The organism is Cycloclasticus sp. PY97N (assembly GCF_002443175.1).
Classification (GTDB): Bacteria; Pseudomonadota; Gammaproteobacteria; order Methylococcales; family Cycloclasticaceae; genus Cycloclasticus; species Cycloclasticus pugetii.
This window is the reverse complement of the sequence record NZ_CP023664.1, coordinates 2028774-2046772: the sequence shown is the minus strand read 5'-3', so window position 1 is coordinate 2046772 and position 17999 is coordinate 2028774. Positions and strand designations below refer to the sequence as shown.

General features: G+C 49.2%; 17 protein-coding genes. 11 read left to right on the top strand and 6 right to left on the bottom strand.

The features are described 5' to 3' along the window. Positions 1–37: 37 nt before the first annotated feature. The 9 genes from CPC19_RS09880 (at position 38) to CPC19_RS09840 (ending at position 7363) form a co-directional block, all read left to right on the top strand. Positions 38–328 (top strand): RAQPRD family integrative conjugative element protein, encoded by a 291-nt coding sequence (locus CPC19_RS09880; RefSeq protein ID WP_096910782.1) that lies wholly within the window; start codon positions 38–40, stop codon positions 326–328. After that, on the top strand, positions 328–567 hold the full coding sequence (locus tag CPC19_RS12085) for a TIGR03758 family integrating conjugative element protein (protein ID WP_020162282.1): 240 nt from the start codon (positions 328–330) through the stop codon (positions 565–567). Before CPC19_RS09880 ends, CPC19_RS12085 begins: the two co-directional genes overlap by 1 nt. A 68-nt stretch (positions 568–635) precedes the next feature. Further along, a complete protein-coding gene (locus CPC19_RS09870) occupies positions 636–1010 on the top strand; it encodes a TIGR03745 family integrating conjugative element membrane protein (protein ID WP_096910781.1) in 375 nt (124 codons plus the stop codon). Between the two features lie 3 nt (positions 1011–1013). Next, entirely contained in the window at positions 1014–1376 is a 363-nt protein-coding gene (locus tag CPC19_RS09865) for a TIGR03750 family conjugal transfer protein (RefSeq protein WP_096910780.1), read from the top strand. Beyond that, a complete protein-coding gene (locus CPC19_RS09860) occupies positions 1373–2074 on the top strand; it encodes a PFL_4703 family integrating conjugative element protein (protein WP_240183336.1) in 702 nt (233 codons plus the stop codon). The genes CPC19_RS09865 and CPC19_RS09860 overlap by 4 nt, the downstream gene beginning before the upstream one ends. Continuing rightward, positions 2071–2940, top strand: coding sequence for a TIGR03749 family integrating conjugative element protein (locus CPC19_RS09855; RefSeq protein WP_096910779.1), 870 nt, complete (start codon positions 2071–2073; stop codon positions 2938–2940). Before CPC19_RS09860 ends, CPC19_RS09855 begins: the two co-directional genes overlap by 4 nt. After that, positions 2933–4291, top strand: coding sequence for a TIGR03752 family integrating conjugative element protein (locus CPC19_RS09850; protein ID WP_096910778.1), 1359 nt, complete (start codon positions 2933–2935; stop codon positions 4289–4291). The genes CPC19_RS09855 and CPC19_RS09850 overlap by 8 nt, the downstream gene beginning before the upstream one ends. A 70-nt stretch (positions 4292–4361) precedes the next feature. After that, positions 4362–4622, top strand: coding sequence for a hypothetical protein (locus CPC19_RS09845; protein ID WP_240183335.1), 261 nt, complete (start codon positions 4362–4364; stop codon positions 4620–4622). Positions 4623–4624: 2 nt separating this feature from the next. Further along, the gene (locus CPC19_RS09840) at positions 4625–7363 is read left to right on the top strand and encodes a conjugative transfer ATPase (protein ID WP_096910776.1); all 2739 of its coding nucleotides are present in this window, start codon (positions 4625–4627) and stop codon (positions 7361–7363) included. A gap of 83 nt (positions 7364–7446) precedes the next feature. Here CPC19_RS09840 and CPC19_RS09835 read toward each other — a convergent pair whose 3' ends face one another. The 3 genes from CPC19_RS09835 to CPC19_RS09825 are packed head-to-tail and all read right to left on the bottom strand — an operon-like array spanning position 7447 to position 12955. Continuing rightward, positions 7447–10569 carry an efflux RND transporter permease subunit gene (locus tag CPC19_RS09835; protein ID WP_096910775.1) on the bottom strand — a complete coding sequence of 1041 codons (3123 nt, stop codon included), beginning with the start codon at positions 10567–10569 and terminating at the stop codon, positions 7447–7449. 10 nt (positions 10570–10579) lie between these two features. After that, positions 10580–11593 (bottom strand): efflux RND transporter periplasmic adaptor subunit, encoded by a 1014-nt coding sequence (locus tag CPC19_RS09830; RefSeq protein WP_020162272.1) that lies wholly within the window; start codon positions 11591–11593, stop codon positions 10580–10582. Positions 11594–11644: 51 nt separating this feature from the next. Further along, positions 11645–12955 carry a TolC family protein gene (locus CPC19_RS09825; RefSeq protein WP_015006115.1) on the bottom strand — a complete coding sequence of 437 codons (1311 nt, stop codon included), beginning with the start codon at positions 12953–12955 and terminating at the stop codon, positions 11645–11647. A 77-nt stretch (positions 12956–13032) separates the two neighbouring features. Here CPC19_RS09825 and CPC19_RS11855 point away from each other — a divergent pair, with 77 nt between their 5' ends. Next, a complete protein-coding gene (locus CPC19_RS11855) occupies positions 13033–13203 on the top strand; it encodes a hypothetical protein (protein WP_020162271.1) in 171 nt (56 codons plus the stop codon). A gap of 301 nt (positions 13204–13504) precedes the next feature. On the opposite strand, the gene CPC19_RS09820 is transcribed toward CPC19_RS11855, so the two are convergent. Together CPC19_RS09820 and CPC19_RS09815 are read right to left on the bottom strand one after the other, a co-directional pair. Further along, positions 13505–14416 carry a cation diffusion facilitator family transporter gene (locus CPC19_RS09820; protein ID WP_096910774.1) on the bottom strand — a complete coding sequence of 304 codons (912 nt, stop codon included), beginning with the start codon at positions 14414–14416 and terminating at the stop codon, positions 13505–13507. Between the two features lie 29 nt (positions 14417–14445). Continuing rightward, entirely contained in the window at positions 14446–15342 is an 897-nt protein-coding gene (locus CPC19_RS09815; protein WP_096910773.1) for a cation transporter, read from the bottom strand. A 77-nt stretch (positions 15343–15419) separates the two neighbouring features. Between CPC19_RS09815 and cadR the strand changes: the two genes are divergently transcribed. Next, complete coding sequence (gene cadR / locus CPC19_RS09810) at positions 15420–15827, top strand: Cd(II)/Pb(II)-responsive transcriptional regulator (RefSeq protein WP_015006111.1); 408 nt, start codon at positions 15420–15422, stop codon at positions 15825–15827. A gap of 23 nt (positions 15828–15850) precedes the next feature. On the opposite strand, the gene CPC19_RS09805 is transcribed toward cadR, so the two are convergent. Next, positions 15851–17812, bottom strand: a complete 1962-nt coding sequence (locus tag CPC19_RS09805) for a cytochrome c/FTR1 family iron permease (protein WP_015006110.1) — start codon at positions 17810–17812, stop codon at positions 15851–15853. Between the last annotated feature and the right edge of the window lie 187 nt (positions 17813–17999).

Below are 17999 nucleotides of genomic sequence, written 5' to 3'. Positions count from 1 at the left end.
CTTTCCATGATCATTGCTCCAACAAAGGACAATGATCATGCGAATGACAAAAACTCTCATCATATTGGTTGCTGTACTCTCAGCACCTGCCTATGCCGTAACTGACCAGGAACGGTCTGTACTCCAGCGCCTGAATGCAGAGCTGGAAGCTATCACCAAAATCATTGATGAAGCCCAGCAGGCAGCTAATCCTCATGACCGGAAATTGGTCGATTACCAGCGCCTGAGAGCTGATCTGCAAAAAATCCAACAAGGCATTGTCGATGCCGCCAACACTATGCGACGTGAGCCTAGGTCGTTGCCTCCCATTAAAGGAGATTATCACTGATGGCCGTCTCTGCGTCCCAGGAGGCAGCCTTCACCGGGGCAACGCTAGGCGTGCCTATGGGTAGCTTTAGCCTAACGATTCTTTTGATTTTGTATTCGGTGCTTTATATCTGGGTCGCCTGGGTCATTGTCACTCAGTGGAAAGCTTGGTCACATCGAAAAATAAATTTCTATGATTTCCTGACTCGGTCTGTCCGCTCGATATTTTTAACTCTCGTTCTTGGCTTCCTACTGCGATAGCGCTAACGAAAAACATTCAACGCGAAGTTTTTAGCACGAAGCTTTTACCACGAAATATGAGGAAGACTATGAACCCCGTAATGCATGAAACTACTATTAAACAGAAGCGCAATATTGCTCCCTTGTCGATGTTTTGGATGTGGCTGGTTTCAATATCAGCTCAGGCACAGCTGCCTACACCGGTCGATCCGTCGAGCGGTGCGCCTAATGGCAACTACTTAGCCTTTATGCAGGGATGGTCGGGAGATGCCATTGACTATATCGCCCTGGTTATCTCAGGTGCTGGCTTCCTGTGGATCGGCTGGATACTGCTCTCCAAATTCAATGAAGCGCGCAGTTCCAATGACCCTGATTGGGGTTCTGTGGGCTTGACCGCAGTCATAGCCGGTGTGCTGTTGGCCATCGTGTCTTTCTTCCTGAACGAAGCCGTTGGAATTATCTGAGGCATGGAATCGCAGCAAGCTAACGAACTGTTACCTGTGCGCTTGAATGCCGAGCCATCGATTTTCAGAGGTTGTTCGCTCTCAGAATTGATGCTGCTGGTCACTGTGGGCGGTATCGCTCTGGTACCCGGTAGTGTCATTGTGTGCGGTCTGTTTGGCTATCTCATGATGGGCGTTGGCATCGGTTTGCTATTGGTGATCGCCTGGGTCGTCATTGGGGCAACGGTATTACAAAAACTTAAACGGGGCAGGCCGCTGGGTTACTACCAGTTGCGACTACGCCTATGGCTTGAAGACCTGCACTTGTTGCGTTCCTCATTTATACGACAAAGCCGAGTTTGGGATATTGGCCGGAGAGTGAAATGATGAAGAAGCCCTTCAATAAACCAACGGCAATCAGAAACAACCAGGCGCGACAGCGACTGCTGGCTACCAGTGATCATATTCGTACTTTGCGTATTATTGTAGTGTGTTTGCTTGTTGCGGTAGTCGCGCTTTGGTGGCGTAACGGCGTATTGCAGGAAACTCGACGGCTCTATATTCCTCCCGATTTAACCCAGGGGCTGGTAACCAATTTTGATAGTGTGCCTGCTCCGACGGTATATACCTTCGCTTATTACATTTTCCAGCAATTGAACCGCTGGCCAAGTGACGGAGAGAAGGACTATCCCAAGCAAATATACACACTCCAGGGTTTTCTTACACCGGGATGTCGAGTTGCGCTGGAAACGGATATGAATACCAAACAGGAACTGGGCGAGCTGCGGCAACGGGTTCGCTCAGTACAGGAAATTTTCGGTCAAACCTATACCCGTCAACGTGTCCAGATTGAAACCAACAGTGCGTGGAAAATCTGGCTGGATGTCAATGTCACGGAATCGATTGGAGGCCATCCAGTTAAGGATGTCTTGTTGCGCTACCCCCTGCGTGTTGTTCGATTCGATGTTGATAAAGAGGTTAATCCCTGGGGATTGGCATTAGCCTGCAATGAAGCCATGCGCCCGGTGCTGTTATCAGAGGATCAGCTTGGAAAACCGTTCCGGCGTCCTGGAGATAAATTATGAAAAGCTGTATTCAAGGGTTGTTTGTGATCTTGCTGACTTTAGCCTCTGCTACCGTCATCGCCGATACACCAGAGCGTGTACTTTGGGACAAGCGTCCCATTAGCGTTCATTTACAAGTTGGCCATGAACGTATTATTCATTTCCCTGATGATGTGCGTTATTGGCTGCCTGATACGATTAAACGTCATGTGTCAGTGCTGGCGGCAAACGGCGTTTTGTATATCAGGGCAATGGAACCATTTCCGACAACCCGTCTTCGTATTCAGGGGCTGAACGATCAGCAAGTCTATCTGTTAGATATAACAGCCAGTGAAGTCGCGGCAGTTAGCGATGAACTGATTGTGATGACAAAGGAGAACACTCGGAATCGCAGTAAGGAAGTAACTGCGTACAAAACGACGGAGGACTGGCGTATCCGGCTGACCCGTTACGCTGCGCAACAACTCTATGCGCCGGAGCGGTTAGTCGATGGTGACAGCGCGATTAAACGAATTCCGGTTGAATCAAAAACGTCAGTGCCACTGATTCGCGGTGGTCTTATAGAAACGGTGCCTATAGCTTCGTGGCAAGGCCATGGATTAACAGTGACTGCGGTTAGAGTGCGTAATTTGTCGCGGCAGTCACTGCAGCTACAGTTTGATCGATCCGATTCTCACCAGGCGCTAGACCTAAGTTATCTTGTCCGTGGAGATTGGCTGACGGCGACATTACAACATGATCGTTTGGGGGCAATGGGCGATGAAACCGATACAACCACCTTGTATCTGGTCTCGAACCGGTCTTTCGTGGAAAGCCTGTCCTTGCCGATTGACAGCCGGGTTCTTCAAAGTGGGCAAACCGGTAAAGAGGAAATGCAAGATGGCTGAAAAGCGCATGAATCCGTTACTGATTGGAGGTGCTGCGCTGGCCATTGGCTGCCTGTCACTCGTGATGTGCTCGGAGCCACAGGAAAGTTACCAGCCTGTTGAACAGATGCCTGGATATGACCCTGCGGCCAAGCCTCAGGACGGTGATACGCAGACCGATACTATCAAAGCATTGCAGGCCTACGCCCGAGAAGCGGTAAAAAAAGCGGATACGCTGAATGCATCGACTAAAGAGAACATGGGTAAAGTGCTGGAGAATCAGCAAAAAGTATCAAAGCTGGAAGCGGCAAATCAGCAGGCCCAGGAAGCACTGAATGAAACCACGGCGACCATAGGTTCGCTTCAGCAGCATCTCAGTCAGCTAAGACGTGAAATTAAGGATTTGAAAGAAGATAAAAGCTCAGCTGACATTGGGCAATTAAATCAGGACGGGTTGCCCGTTGGTTTTGGTTTTGATGGTCAGAATGTGATTCCGATCAATCCAGATCAGGGTGCCTGGTATAACCCTCTTGATTATGTTGAGCCAGAAACAACAGAAGGTAATAAAGGCCGCTTTACTGGATTGCTACCTCGCTCACCTAATACGGCTGAAGCGAATAACGAGGTACAAGATTCTGAGAAGAAACATCAGATTATTGTCGAGCCGATTTATACGATACCCAAAGATGCAACATTGACGGACGGACTGGCACTAACGGCTTTGATTGGCCGTATTCCGGTAGAGGGACAGACACCCGATCCTTATCCGGTAAAAATCTATATCGGCAAAGAAAATCTGTTAGCCAATGGTCACGATATGCCAGAGGTCGAGGGCATGATTTTCAGTGGTTTGGGTTTTGGTGACTGGAATCTCTCCTGTGTCAGCGCTCGCCTAACATCGGCAACGTTCATCTTTGAGGACGGCTCTATCGTAAACCACAGTAGCCAGGGGCAACCATTGGGCTACATTTCTGACCCTAGCGGTGTGCCCTGTGTGGCCGGGCGCTTTGTCACCAACGCACCCTCGTTTATTTCCCAGCGTATTGGGCTGGCAGGACTGGGGGCGGCGGGTTCCGCCTACGCCGAAGCACAGCAGCAGAGGCAAACATCATCATTAACCGGGTCAACAACGAGTACGGTCGTGGGTGACATTAATAAACTGGTTGCTGGCGAGGCAGTGCAATCCGCAACGGATGAAGTCAGCCGGTGGTTGCTGGCACGACAAAAACAGAGTTTTGATGCGGTGGTGGTGAATCCGGGGGTAGAGGTATCCGTCCATTTAGACCGCAGTTTGCCACTGGATAAAAGTTCGATTGCAAGGAGATTACGCTATGCGAAAAATGATTCTGATATTAATCACGATTTGGATTAATGCCGGGTTACTGTCTGGTTGCGCCACTTCCTTTTACGGTGACAGAAAGGCAAAAGTATTTGGCACTGATATGCCTTCTATGAAGAGCATTCACGATGAAAAATTTCACAATGCTAACGATGAACAGCTGGTGAGGCCGCAACGTGCCATCGGCGATGTGGCCAATGCTGAACAAGAAGAGTTTCAGTGGTTACCTAATCCGACACTGCGAATGTATGTTTTCAGGCACTTGACCGCTGCAGGTCACCCGGTACCGGGATATAGCACCTTTTTCCGTCTTTACACTCAGGATCATATTGCGGCTCCGGGTGAACAAGCAGGGTGGGAATAGACATGGCAGATAAGCAATTAATAGGCAAGCAGCCAAAGCGTGATTCATCGATTACGGATGCTGATGTGGGTGAACTCTATCGTCACCCCGCGTCGTTAAGCGATTGGTTACCGTGGGTAGACTACGATGAGGCGTCCGAGACGTTTACCCTCGAAGATGGTTTTAGTGCTGCGGCAATGTTTGAAATTACTGGTGTGTCCACTGAAGCACGTTCAAGTAAATTCTTACAAGAAGTTCAGGACAATATACAAACCTGCATCAACCACACAATTCCGGCACACGATAACCCTTTCGTATTGCAGTGTTTTGTCTCAGATGAAGACTCGCTATCGGCATTATCACGATCTTTAAATACCTATACAGAGAGCCATTGCAGGCAAACCCCAGAGCACCGTTTGCTGGCAAGTAACTTTGTTTCCCGTATGCAAAGGCATTTCAAGCGAATGACGCAGAGCGCCGGGCTGTTCGAAGATAACACGGTGACGGGCGGTAGCTGGCGAGGAAAGGTGCGCCGTGTGCGAGTATTTTTGTATCGCCGGAGAGAGTTAAACGATAATGAACATATCGACCCCGTTACTGAGATCAACCAGGTCGCGGAACGCTTTGTCACCCAGATGGCAGCCACAGGCATTGGTATTCGGCGATGTGATGATCACGATCTTTATGCTTGGCTATTGCGTTGGTTTAATCCCAAGGCTGAAGTGACGGAAGGGGATTTGGATAGGCTCACTGAGCTAATGTCACTTCCCGAAAAGCAGGAACGGGCATTTAGCCACGATCTGTCCGACCTATTGTTTCTTTCTCAGCCCTCATCCGATGGCGGGCACGGTGTTTGGTACTTCGATGATTTTCCACATAGAGCGATCACTGTGGATGCGCTGCGAAGGAAGCCATTGCCCGGTCACTTTACCGGTGAGCGACAGGTTGGCGATAACCTGTATGCCTTGTTCGATAAGCTGCCAGAGGGCAGCATTCTTTCCCTATGCGTGACGCTTCAACCTCAAGACCTCGTTGAGAATCATGTGGTGCAGGTGCTCAATTCAGCAAAGGGTGAAACAGCCGAAGCGATGGCGGCTGAGCAGGATGCCAAGGAAGCCTTGAAATGGATGTCCCACGGGGACTACCTGTTGCCCACTGTTATAACGCTGTTTACCCGTGGGGATTCCCTCGCTGATCTGCAAAAGAGGACCAATGAAGTCAACGCGTTGCTTCTGGCTAATGGTTTGCATCCTATTCGAGAGAAAGATGAGTTGTTGCCGCTGGATACCTATATTCGCCAGTTGCCCATGAACTATGAGCCGAAGCGGGAGAAGGTGAACAAGAAGAGTCGTTTGGTGTTTTCCAGTGACTTGGCCAGGTTATTACCATTCTACGGTCGCAGTCGGGGAACCGGACATCCGGGTCTGGTTTTCTTTAATCGAGGCGGCGAGCCTTTGACCTTCGATCCGCTGAACAAACTGGACCGGGCTAAGAATGCCTTTGGTTTGGTTCTGGGGCCTCCTGGTTCTGGTAAGTCGGCATTGATGGTGTACATCCTGTTGCAGGTCGCAGCGATCTACGGTGCGCGAATTTACATTATTGAGAAGGGCGGGTCGTTCAAATTGTTGGGGGACTATTGTCGATATTTTGGGCTGAGTGTTAATCAGGTGACGCTTCACCCCAAGGAAGACGTTAGCCTGCCGCCCTTTGCTGACGCCTATGAAATGCTCAAAAGAGAACGGGCGCAGCAGGCTTCGTTTGACGAAGAGCCTTCAGCTTATGAAGACGTATCTTTGGATGCTTCGGATAACAGTGATGATGACGAAGAACGGGATCTGCTTGGCGAGATGGAATTGAAGGCCCGTATTATGATTACCGGCGGGGATAGTAAGGAAGAAGCTGTGATGACGCGGGCGGATCGCCTGACGATTCGTAGAGCGATCATCCTCGCTGCGGAGGAAAAGCAAGCGGCTGGCAGTCGAGAAATCGTATTAACCGAGGATGTGGTCAATGCGTTGATCAAGTTGGCGGCGGATGACTCCAGTACGCCGAAACGCCAAGAGCGTGCCAGAGACATGGCTGATGCCATGGCCTTGTATTGTTCCGGCACTGCCGGGCACTTCTTTAACCGTGTGGGCAAGGCCTGGCCTGAGGCCGATGTCACCATCATGGAAATGGGACTACTCGCTAATGAAGGCTATGAAGACCAGCTGGCCTTAGGGTTTATGGGGTTGATGAATCAGATCAACGGTGTCGTGGAGCGTGAGCAATATGATCATCGCCCGACCTTCGTGCTAGGCGATGAAGCGCACTTGATTACGACGAACCCCTTGTTAGCCATTTTCCTGGTTAAGATCGTGAAAATGTGGCGCAAGTTGGGTGCCTGGTTATGGTTGGCCACCCAGAATCTGGAAGACTTTCCCGACGCTGCCAAAAAACTACTCAGTATGTTCGAGTGGTGGATAGCGATGGTTTGTCCCAAGGAAGAGATTGAACAAATCTCACGCTTTAAAGACCTCACCGAGGAGCAGAAGGGCATGCTTCGCGCAGCAAGAAAAGAGCCTGGAAACTATACCGAGGGTGTTGTGCTATCGGACAATCTACAATGCTTGTTCAGAAACGTGCCGCCACCGTTAGCCCTGGCACTCGCCATGACTGAAAAGCACGAGAAACAACAACGGGCTGAGATTATGAAGTCCCAGCATTGCTCCGAGTTGGAAGCGGTGTTTACTGTTGCTGATGGTTTAGGGTCGACGAAGTAGGGAAGGCATTTACAGCTCCCTATAGATTTTTGGGCCAACGAGAAAATTAGCACACCCTCAAAAAGGAGGGTGTGCTCTCAAGTTTATCCGGCTTCGACACCTTGCTTGCTATGACGATGTACCCAGTGGTACAGCACGGGCAATACAAAAAGTGTTAGCAACGTCGACGAAATAATGCCCCCAATCACAACAGTTGCCAGAGGCCGCTGCACTTCAGCGCCAGTTCCCGTATTGAGTGCCATGGGTACGAAACCGAGGCTGGCAACCAGTGCAGTCATTAATACTGGACGCAATCGAATTAACGCTCCATCAACAACTGATGTTAGAAGATCACCTTTTTCATGCCAGAGGTCACGAATAAAGGCCAGCATCACTAAACCGTTGAGCACGGCGACTCCAGATAGGGCAATAAAACCAACGCCTGCCGAAATCGACAGTGGCATATCCCGCAACCATAGAGAGAGAACCCCACCGGTTAGCGCCAAAGGGACGCCGGTAAAAATAATTAGCGCATCTTTGAGTGAGCCAAAGGCCATCACCAATAAACCAATAATAATAAGCAGGGTGATGGGTACCACGAGGGCTAAGCGTTGGCTGGCAGACTCCAATTGCTCAAAGGTACCGCCGTAATTGATCCAGTAACCCGGTGGTATATCAACGTCGTTGTTAATGCGTGCTTTGACTTCGGTAACAAAGCTGCCGAGGTCACGACCTCTAACATTGGCAGTCACTACTACCCGACGTTTCCCGTTTTCGCGGCTGATTTGTGCTGGCCCCGGTGAAATATCTAATGTAGCGACTTCCTCCAGAGGGATGTAGTCGCCATTGGGCAGAGGTACGGGCAAAAACGAGAGACGGTCGATATCGCGGCGTAGCGTTTCAGGTAAGCGAACAATCAACTCAAAGCGCCGGTCACCTTCGTACAATAAGCCTGCCGATTCACCACCAATTGCCGCAGAGACCCAGTCTTGCAGTTCCACCACATTTAACCCGTATCGACCCAGGGCGGTACGTTTGGGAATTATCGACAAGGTCGGTAGGCCAGTGACTTGCTCAACACGAGCATCTGCGGCTCCCGGCACCTGGTTGATTGCCTTGAGTATATCGTTAGCCGTCAATACCAGTTGATCGAGGTCGTCGCCAAAGACTTTAATGCCGAGATCTGCACGTACACCGGATATCAGCTCGTTAAAGCGCATTTGTATCGGTTGGGTAAACTCGTAGTTATTACCGGGCAGTTCTTCGAGTGCGGTTTCCATTTCAGTGACCAGCTCATCCTTGGTTTTATCAGGATTAGGCCATTCATTGCGCGGCTTTAATATCACGAAGTTATCGGCAACATTGGGTGGCATAGGGTCGGTGGCGACTTCTGCCGTGCCAATGCGTGCAAACACCTTATCAACTTCCGGGAAAGATTTGATGCGCTGTTCAAGAATTTCCTGCATCTCTACCGCCTGCTCTAACCCTGTGCCTGGAATTCGCATGGCGTGTAGCGCAATATCGCCCTCATTCAATTGCGGAACAAATTCAGAACCTAATGTCGTCGCCAACCAGATACACCCCGCGATTAGTAGCGCAGCAAAGCTGACGACTACCCAGCGAAATTTAAGCGCCAGCAGTAAGAGTGGTTTATAAAAGGATTTAGTCTTGGTTATCACCACGCTTTCTTTTTCGCTGATCTTGCCGCGTAGGAAAACAGCGACAGCGGCAGGCACAATCGTCAGAGAAAACACCATCGCCGACAGCAATGCCATCACCACCGTGGCTGCCATCGGATGGAACATTTTTCCTTCAACACCGGTAAGAGAGAAAATGGGGATATAGACAACGGTAATGATCGCCACGCCGAATAAACTGGGCCGGATGACTTCAGCTGTGGCTGCATATACCGTATCCAGACGCTCGCGCAATGTTTGTTGGTTGCCATTGTGTTGTGCTTCTGCCAAACGCCGCACTGCATTTTCGACAATGATGACAGCGCCATCGACAATGAGGCCGAAATCCAGTGCACCCAGACTCATCAGGTTAGCGGAAACCCCTGTGCGTACCATGCCGGTCATGGTGGCTAGCATGGAAAGTGGAATGACCGCAGCGGTAATGAGTGCCGCCCTAAAATTGCCAAGTAGAGTAAACAGCACGACAATCACCAGCAGTGCGCCTTCAAGCAGGTTTTTGGCAACAGTAGCAATGGCCTTGTCCACCAGACGGGTTCGATCATACACAGGCTCGGCGATTACCCCGTCGGGTAATGAGTCCTGTATGGCTTCGAGTTTGCTGGCAACATCGCGCGCCACGGTGCGGGAGTTAGCACCGATCAGCATCATCGCCGTGCCCAGTACGGTTTCCTTGCCGTCTTGCGTCGCAGCGCCAGAGCGCAGCTCCTTGCCAATGCCAATGTCGGCCACATCCTGAATTTTTATCGGCACGCTGTCGTGCTCGGTAATGATCACATTGCCGATGTCCTCCACGGTCGCCAATTGACCGGGAGAACGCACCAGTAATTGCTGCCCGTTGCGCTCGATGTATCCCGCGCCGCGATTATCATTATTCGCTTGCAGGGCATTGACCAGTTCTTCGACACTGATGCGGTAGTACAGCAGCTTTTTTGGGTCGGGCGTAACGTGGTATTGCTTGTTGAAACCACCAATGCTGTTGACTTCGATCACACCTTTGACCTGTGCCAACTGGGGCTTGATGATCCAGTCCTGAATTTCACGCAAGGCGGTCGCATCATAAGGTTGACCATTCGCCATGGTGGCATCGGGCGATGCTTGCACGGTGTACATAAAGATTTCACCCAGCCCGGTTGAGATTGGCCCCATCTCTGGTTCAATGCCGGGTGGCAACACACTTTGAATCGCCCCCAATCGATTATCAATCAGGTTGCGCGCGGCATAGATGTCTGTGCCTTCCTCAAAGACGACGGTGACTTGTGAGAGGCCATAACGCGATAGCGACCGGGTGTATGCCAATTTGGGCAGCCCGTATAACGCCGTTTCTACCGGATAGGTAATGCGTTGTTCTGCTTCTAAAGGCGAATAACCGGGTGCTGCCGTGTTAATCTGTACCTGCACATTGGTAATATCAGGCACGGCATCAATCGGTAATTTTTGGTAACTCCAGACGCCAATACCGATCACAACAAATATTAAACTGAGAAATAAATAGCGCCGTTCAATGGCAAGGCGCAGTATAGAATCAATCATGGTGCGCCCCTTAGTGTTCGTGTTCGGCTTCGGATTTTTCGATATCTGCTTTGATCAGATAGCTGTTTTGGTTGACATAGCGCTGGCTCGCGTTAATACCTCCCAGTACTTCGACGTAATGCTCATCGGCACGGCCAAGTGTTAAGGGGGCGAAGCGGTAAGTCTCCTCCTCTTGAATAAAAACACCGGAACGTCCGCCTAACTGTTGCACAGCCGCTTTTTCAACAGCTAACGGCACCTTAAATTCGGCTATGACGATATGCCCCTCGACCAGCAAGCCGGGCGATAGCCCCAGCTGCCTGTTATCCAGCTGTACGCGAGCGAGTTGATAGGGTTTGTTTAGGGAAGGAATGATATGGCTGATCTTGCCAGTAATGGTTTGTTTGTCTGAGGCAATTTCAACGGTTTGCCCTGTAGAGACGTTATCCCGTTGCGCTGGGTAGATACGCAGTTCGGCCCATAGAGTGCCAAAATCGGCGATGGAAAATAACACCTGATCCTTGGTGACTTCGCCGGTGTTGGCGTGACGTTGTACGACCGTCCCAGAAATGGGAGCGCGCACCGAATATTTCTTCAGGCTTTCATCGGATTCCACTTCGGCGAGTAAGTCGCCTGCTTTGACCGTATCGCCGATACTGGCCTTAACAGAGGTAATCAACCCAGAAAAACGTGCCCGCATATGACTGAGTTGTTCCGGCCCGGTTGAGAGCACACCGTAACTGGTAATGGTTTGGTGGAGGATTTGTTCTGACGCGAGGGTTGTACCAATACCGACTTGGTCAGCCATTTCGCCACTAATGCGGCTGGCATTTTCTTCTTTATCGTGAGCATGATCGTCTTCGTTAGTATCGCCATCATCATGCTTGTGCTTATGCTCATCACTTTCATGATGCTTGGCACTGTCAGTGGTATGAGCCTCATGATCGTGGTCGTGATCATCAGAGTCTGCCTGAGCAAAAGCAGGGTTTGTTACGCCGATAATCACTGCGATTGTCAGGGTTAAATAGAGTGGTAAAGTTTTCATAGTTAATTCCTTGCGCTCTTGGCAAAGTGTTTTATTTGCCAAAATGCTGTGTTAATAAGATAAAGCGTTAGCTGCCAGTGGTTCTGCAATTAATTGCTCGATGAGTGTTTGATTGAGCTGTGCTGCAGTAGCGGCTTCAATATGTTGTTGCTTGGCAGTGAGCAGTTCTTCCTGTGCGGCAATCCAGTCTTGATAGCGATAGCGACCGTTTTCGTAGGCTTGTCGTGTCAAAAGTAATGCCTGCTCCAGCGCGGGTAAGACCTGAGTGCTGAACTGCTCGACAGCAGCCTTATTCTCTTCACGCTGAGAGAAGGCAGCGAACAAGCGGTTGTGTAGCTTGAGCTGGGCATCAGCTTGTTGGTAGTCCACGGCATTGCGCTCGGCCAATGCCGAGGCGACGCTCCCACGGTTACGTTTACCACTGAACAACGGAATCGAAATGCCCGCCGTTAACGCAGTGTCATCGGTTGCTTCGAAACGCCTGACACCCAATTGCCAGCCTATATCCACGCGACTTTGTGCCTGAGCCAGATTGACTTCGGCATCTTTTAGCCGAGCCTCGCTGGCAAAAATAGCAATGGCAGGGGAATGCTTGGCGCGTTGTAATAAACTGGCAAAATCATCCGAAGAGCCAAGCGCAGATAGGCTACCGCTGAGTTCAGTAAAGTGGGGATTGGTACTCCCCCAGAAGCTGCTTAGCATTACCTTCTGACGCTTAAAACTGCTGCGCAATGCCTGTAGGCGAATAGATGTACGAGTGTGTGCTGCTTTAGCGCGCATAACCTCCGCCTCAGGGGCAGCACCTTTAGACGCTCGCTGTTCAACGGTTTTTAGCATTTGCTCTGATAGCGCAACAGCCTCCATTGCAAGAGCAATGCTCTCTTGGGTGGAAAGAGAACGAATAAACGTTGTCGTTAGTTCACCGAGTACATCCAGCGTTGTCGCCTGGCGCTCAAAATTCAAGCGGTCGGTTCTGGCATCAATCACCGCAACCCGTGAACGCGCCTTGGCTCCCAGCTCAATCACAGAAGACAGTGCAAGGGTAGTTTCCGCGCTATCAAGCCCGTTAAACTCTCCGCTGCCCGCGATGTTTTCGACTTCCAGTCCCAGATTCAGGGCTGGAGAGAGCGAGCTGCTTTCGCGCTGTGCCACAAGGCTCTGCTGACGAAAACGGTATTGGTACAACTGCGGGTTGTTTTTCAGGGTGCGGGTGATGGCATCTTCCAGCGTTAGCGCTGTGGAAGCATTGACGCGCCGCGACACTTGTTCGGTGTTTTGCATAGGCGATTTAATCGAATCCGCCCAGCTCACCAAGGATAGGCTACCTAAAAGTAAGGCAGCAATAATGTTTCGTGTTTGCATAAATCATAGTCCGATATTCCATAAACATTCGTGCACACGTAGTTGTTGTAAGCGAATGTCGCTCCACAACAGTAGGTATGCTGATAAAGATCAGAAATGATTTATACGTTGGGCGGCGGAGTGGGTGGTGCTTGGGTAAAGTTGAGGAAGTGTGGCTGGTAGAAAGAAAACTGTTGATTAGCCATGTCACAGTTCAGTACTGGAGCATGACCGGCAATGCTGCCGGTATGACCGTGGCAGCAATGTGAGCAGTGGTCGTTGTCAGTAGTTGAATCAGATGAATGCGAGTCATCGCTGTCCAGGACATGCGCATATTCGTCACCGTGGGGGTGTTCACCACCGGTAATATCGACAGCGCTTTCGATACCCATAAAGAGTAGCGAAAAGATAAACAGGTATGAGATGAATGGCCGCAACATACTATTAATTCTATACCATTCGGTTTGTATAATCTATACGGTTAATGCGTTTGATACTAAATATGTCTATCTGATCAAGATTCTTAGTAGAATTGTTTAAAAATTCGACTGTTTTCATTTATGGTTGACTTCAAGGACTTGTTGGCAATGTTGTTTTGGTTGAAGTTGCTTCGCTATCTCGGCAGTCTTCATCGGGGAATTCTAATTCTATCGTTGTATGCGATAAGTCGTAGCGTTGTAGAGTCCTTGAAATTTCTCGTTTTAGCTCCTGTTGGCCTAAATCGCTTATCGCCTTTTCGAGTTCAAGGTGTGCGGTTAATACATCATTAGCACCATCAAGCGACCAGATATGGACGTGATGTACACTCCTAATTTTCTCAAGAGATTTCAAGTCGCTAATGATATCCTGCCGAACTTTTGTGTCTGGCGTTGCCTGAAGAAAAATCTTAATGGTGTCGATGAGTGTCTTGGTGACATTGAATAATATGAACAAGGTAAATCCGATGGATAAAAGTGGATCGAGCACAGGGAGATCGACAAAGCTAAGCACAACAGCAACGAGTAAAACTGCCACCCAGCCTAAAACGTCTTCTAATAAGTGCCAATTCAAAACGCGCTCATTTAATGATTTTCCATGGCTAAGCTTATAAGCGGCGAATCCATTGACGGCTATTCCAAATATGGCCAGAACAATCATGCCCTGTGCATGGGGCATTTCTGGATCGGATAAGCGGGGAATTGCTTCGCTTAATACCCATATAGACCCGCCGATGAGAACCGCGCCGTTAACCAGTGCACCCAATAACGAAAATCGCTGGTAACCATAGCTATAGGTATCGTTGGCTTGCTTATGCGCAATTTTGCTTAAAATCCAGGCGAGTCCGATGGATAAACTATCGCCAAGATCATGTACCGCATCTGCCATAATGGCTGTGCTATTGGTGAGCCAACCGCCAATAAATTCAACGATGGTGAACCCAAAGTTGAGAAAAAATGCCCAACCAATACGTGAGCTAGATGATTCATGATCGTGATTGTGCATAGCGGATTAACGTGCCTCTTTAATGGTATTCACGATTTCAATTGCAAAATACGTCGTGCGCCATTTAAAACGATTAAACCAATCACAAAACCAATCACTAGGTCCGGGTAGCGTGAACCCGTGAGTGCAACCAATAGCCCGGCCAGAATAACCCCTAAATTAGCGATCACATCGTTGGCCGAAAAAATCCAGCTCGCTTTCATATGTACGCCACTGTCTTTTTGCTTGTTGATCAGTACCAGGCACAGGGAGTTGGCAATCAATGCGAGTAAACCAAAGCTCATCATAAGCATGGATAAGGGCTCACTGCCAAATATAAATCGCCTGATGACTTCACTCAGCGCGCCAAGTGCTAGAATCATTTGTAACCAACCGGAAAAGTGTGCCGCTCGTAGCTTCATTTGAGCACTGTGACCTACCGCATAGAGCGCTAGGCCGTATACGGCAGCATCAGCAAACATGTCCAAGGAATCGGCAATTAATCCAGTCGACTGTGCAACCCAACCGATGCTGATTTCTACCCCAAACATGAGGGCATTGATCGCTAATAGCCACTTGAGGACGCCAGCTTCCTTGCTGTTGGTTGCCTGCGCGGAGGTGACCGCTGCTGAGAAGTCCTCCCCATCAATGGGTCGCGTATCATCTACGGTTGCCCCCAGTCCAAGATTTTCGATAGCGGCCTGAATGGGTGCAAAATTGTCGCCATGAAACACGGTGGCCTTACGATTCGGTGTATCAAATTCGAGTGCGACAGAAGGGTCGATGGCGCTAACAGCCATTCGGATCATGCTTTCTTCAGAGGGGCAGTCCATCTTGGGTATCGTAAATACGCTGGCGAAGCCTCCAGAGCCCCGCGTTCTATGCAGCGGCATGGCTATGCTTTTATCAGCAGAGTCAGCACATCCCCCATCACACGAATCAGTCATATTTGAGCCCTTGTTTTACCATTACTGCATAGTTTAAACTCTATAGTAACTATAGAGTCAAGCTTTGAGGAAGAAGGATGAAAATTGGTGAGCTAGCCAAATTGACCGGATGCTCCGTGCAGACAATACGCTATTACGAAAAAGAGAAACTGCTTGCATCGAAAAGGCGCAGTGAAGGGAATTTTCGTCTGTATGACCAGTCGGCTGTTGGACAACTTATGTTTATTAAAAATTGCCGTAGCCTTGACCTTGCTTTATCAGAGGTTCGTCAGTTGATTGAATTAAACCAATCGCCTGGTATGCATTGTGATGATGTGAACAAGATGATTGATAATCATATTGAGCAAGTGGAGCAACGTATGAAGGAACTGGAAGGGCTTCGGCGACATCTAACATCGCTACGGGATAGCTGCTCAACTAACCGCACTGTCGAGGAGTGCGGTATTTTGAGAAACTTGTCGGCAAAGCAACTGGAGAATCCGTGAAGCCTATTCCTTGTTATTGGACGCTATGCCTGCCGTATCGAATTCCTCCTAACTTTCGACCGTAGTATGACCACAGCGAAAGCGAGTAGTATCAGTGCCTGGGACAATACTCCCTGCCATGTTGAATTAACGCCAATCCATTCAATTGAAAAACTAACCGGCAATGGTGAAATATCGATAAAAGCAGCTTCTTGAAGAGCTGATACAGCCTTGCCCATTAGTACGAACGAGAGGGTCAATAATAAATAGGTGGTTGTCGCGAAGAAGCGAGCTATGGGGAGCTTGATTGAATACTTGATCAATACCCACGCCAACACGAAGAGTATAATTGTGCCGAGAAAGAACCCCCCTGCGACATAAGACAATTGAGCATCAACAGATTGTGTCAGCAGCGATTGGTAAAAGAGAACCGTTTCAAATACTTCGCGGTACACTGCGATAAATGCAAGGGCGGTTAATCCCCAGAGGGTTCCAGACTTAAGTTTGGTGTTAATATGTTGCTGGATATAGGCTTGCCATTGCTCAGCATGAGTTTTGTCATGCATCCAGATGCCGACATAAAATAACACCACCGCGGCTAACATCGCGGCGACACCCTCCATTACTTCCCTACTGGCACCGCTTATACTGATTAGTGTTTGGGCTACCAGCCATGTGGCACCACCAGCGAATAGCGCGGAAATCCACCCAGCATGCACATACTTTAGTGCATCCCGGCGTTGCGTTCGTATCAGCACTGTCGTTAACGCAATAATGACTAACAGCGCTTCCAAGCCTTCGCGTAGCAGAATCACCAAACTCGCTGAAAAAAGCGTTCCATTCGATAGGGCCGATTCAGTTAAAAGCCGTTCGGCTTGATCCAATTGATTGAATGCATTGGACATCACGCTGTCCAATTCGGGGTCATTTTGTGGCTGGCTGATAGCATGACGAAGTTTAATCAAGGTGGTTTCAATACTTTTCCGCAATGCTTGATTTCTTGCATCCAGGTTGTTTTCAACTAATTCAAAACCATCCAGATAAGCGCTAACAGTGAGATTGTGTGCCCGATCATATTCGCCCATGTGGTACGCAGATTGCGCTGCTTTAAGCCGTTCTCGGGTGACAGTTAATGGTGTACTCTTTGCGACAAACAATGGGTTTGGGTTGGCTCGAAGTTGTTCAATGACATTTGTGTGCTTGTCGGGCAGCTCTTTGGCTAACAACGAGGGACTATAGTTTACAAGCTGGTGCAGAGAAATGGCGGGGTCGGCTTGAGCGGGAAGTTGCTCAGATGGCTGGAAAGCAAGGCTACCCACATAGAACGCCAGCGACCACTTCTGTTGGTCGGTTAATTGAGCAAAAGCAGGCATAGCCGTGCCGTCGATACCGTTGGCAATCGCATCATATAGGCCGAGGATGGATCGGTTTAATGCGCGTTCTTTGTCAGTGAAATCAGTAGGGGATGGCTCTAAATTTGCAGCTGCAATTCCATCTCCCTGTCCGGTTACACCGTGGCAGCTAGCACAGTTGTTTTCATACATCTGTTGCCTTTTAGCTATCGCCATTAGCGCAGTGGGCAGAGATGATTGTGGTGCCAGGGTCAGTACTGAATACCTCAATTCAGCGGTTAACACTCGCACGGTATTGATGCTTTGTTTGTTCTGGATAGATGATTGAAGCGACTTTGCTTGGTGGACAATAGGTTGGAGCTTGCTAAAAGATTCAGCTACACGCGAGATTTTCGTAGTAATTAGGCTGGAGAACTCCAGCATCTCCTGATACTCACCGTTGTCAGTTATCTGACCGTCGTTGACAGCTTCGGAGTAATCAACACCGATATATTCTGCTAGTTGTGCAATCTGCCGTAGTTCCACCAGGTGATCTTCGGATGCGGCAAGGCCCACGATTGACCAAGATACGAACACAAATAAAAGGCAAAACGCATAAATACGCCTAATAGAATGCTTTCGTTCAGATGAAAGGGTCATTACAAGCGGCGGCATATGGGTTTTCCTTGGGCTAACTGATAATTATTCGCAATTGTAATGTCTATAGTAGCTATAGAGTCAAGCTGAGTTGTATTCGATATTCATAGTTACGATACTTGGCGTAGTTATTCCCGCCGGTCATTTGTCGAGGTGGTACTCATTGGACGGCTTCCTGATCTAATTCCCGGAAAAGCACCACTAA

Bases quoted from the DNA above. Each gene is read 5' to 3' on its own strand.
- CPC19_RS09880 (WP_096910782.1), top strand. From the start codon at position 38: ATGCGAATGACAAAAACTCTCATCATATTGGTTGCTGTACTCTCAGCA.
- CPC19_RS12085 (WP_020162282.1), top strand. From the start codon at position 328: ATGGCCGTCTCTGCGTCCCAGGAGGCAGCCTTCACCGGGGCAACGCTA.
- CPC19_RS09870 (WP_096910781.1), top strand. From the start codon at position 636: ATGAACCCCGTAATGCATGAAACTACTATTAAACAGAAGCGCAATATT.
- CPC19_RS09865 (WP_096910780.1), top strand. From the start codon at position 1,014: ATGGAATCGCAGCAAGCTAACGAACTGTTACCTGTGCGCTTGAATGCC.
- CPC19_RS09860 (WP_240183336.1), top strand. From the start codon at position 1,373: ATGATGAAGAAGCCCTTCAATAAACCAACGGCAATCAGAAACAACCAG.
- CPC19_RS09855 (WP_096910779.1), top strand. From the start codon at position 2,071: ATGAAAAGCTGTATTCAAGGGTTGTTTGTGATCTTGCTGACTTTAGCC.
- CPC19_RS09850 (WP_096910778.1), top strand. From the start codon at position 2,933: ATGGCTGAAAAGCGCATGAATCCGTTACTGATTGGAGGTGCTGCGCTG.
- CPC19_RS09845 (WP_240183335.1), top strand. From the start codon at position 4,362: ATGCCTTCTATGAAGAGCATTCACGATGAAAAATTTCACAATGCTAAC.
- CPC19_RS09840 (WP_096910776.1), top strand. From the start codon at position 4,625: ATGGCAGATAAGCAATTAATAGGCAAGCAGCCAAAGCGTGATTCATCG.
- CPC19_RS09835 (WP_096910775.1), bottom strand. From the start codon at position 10,569: ATGATTGATTCTATACTGCGCCTTGCCATTGAACGGCGCTATTTATTT.
- CPC19_RS09830 (WP_020162272.1), bottom strand. From the start codon at position 11,593: ATGAAAACTTTACCACTCTATTTAACCCTGACAATCGCAGTGATTATC.
- CPC19_RS09825 (WP_015006115.1), bottom strand. From the start codon at position 12,955: ATGCAAACACGAAACATTATTGCTGCCTTACTTTTAGGTAGCCTATCC.
- CPC19_RS11855 (WP_020162271.1), top strand. From the start codon at position 13,033: ATGCTGATAAAGATCAGAAATGATTTATACGTTGGGCGGCGGAGTGGG.
- CPC19_RS09820 (WP_096910774.1), bottom strand. From the start codon at position 14,416: ATGCACAATCACGATCATGAATCATCTAGCTCACGTATTGGTTGGGCA.
- CPC19_RS09815 (WP_096910773.1), bottom strand. From the start codon at position 15,342: ATGACTGATTCGTGTGATGGGGGATGTGCTGACTCTGCTGATAAAAGC.
- cadR (WP_015006111.1), top strand. From the start codon at position 15,420: ATGAAAATTGGTGAGCTAGCCAAATTGACCGGATGCTCCGTGCAGACA.
- CPC19_RS09805 (WP_015006110.1), bottom strand. From the start codon at position 17,812: ATGCCGCCGCTTGTAATGACCCTTTCATCTGAACGAAAGCATTCTATT.